Annotated in this window: 1 protein-coding gene; it reads left to right on the top strand. The window is 46.5% G+C overall.

Features of this window, described 5'->3' with window-relative positions:
• Positions 1-847, top strand: an 847-nt coding sequence (locus tag MiSe_RS49360) for a HEAT repeat domain-containing protein (protein WP_226594915.1), incomplete at both ends; no start/stop codon positions are given.

Genomic DNA, 847 nt, shown 5'->3' on the forward strand with positions numbered 1-847 from the left:
CAAAAAGCGATCGATGCTTTAGGGCAACTGCTCAAATCTGACCAACTTGATGATGACACCCGTAGGCAAGTGGCAGAAAGCTTAGGGTACATTGACCCTGGCAATCAAAAAGCGATCGATGCTTTAGGGCAACTGCTCAAATCTAACCAACTTGATGATGACACCCGTAGGCAAGTGGCAGAAAGCTTAGGGTACATTGACCCTGGCAATCAAAAAGCGATCAATGCTTTAGTTCAACTGCTGGGTTCTCCCCAACTTGGTGATTTCACCCGTAGGCGAGTGGCAGAAAGCTTAGGGAACATTGGTCAAGGCAATCAAAATGCGATCGATGCTTTGGTGCAACTGCTCAAATCTGACCAACTTGATGATTGCACCCGTAGGCAAGTGGCAGAAAGCTTAGGGAAGATTGGTCAAGGCAATCAAAATGCGATCAATACTTTGGTGCAACTGCTCGGTTCTCACCAACTTTATTATCATACCCGTTGGCGAGTAGCAGAAAGCTTAGGGAACATTGGTCAAGGCAATCAAAATGCGATCAATGCTTTGGTGCAACTGCTGGGTTCTCCCCAACTTGATGATCGCACCCTTAGTCTAGTGGCAGTAAGCTTAGGGAACATTGGTCAAGGCAATCAAAATGCGATCGATGCTTTGGTGCAACTGCTCAAATCTGACCAACTTGATGATGACACCCGTAGGCAAGTGGCAGGAAGCTTAGGAGAAATTGGTCAAGGCAATCAAAATGCGATCGATGCTTTGGTGCAACTGCTCAAATCTGACCAACTTGATGATGACACCCGTAGGCAAGTGGCAGGAAGCTTAGGAGAAATTGGTCAAGGCAATCAAAATG

This window comes from Microseira wollei NIES-4236 (assembly GCF_020521235.1).
GTDB lineage: Bacteria > Cyanobacteriota > Cyanobacteriia > Cyanobacteriales > Aerosakkonemataceae > Microseira > Microseira wollei.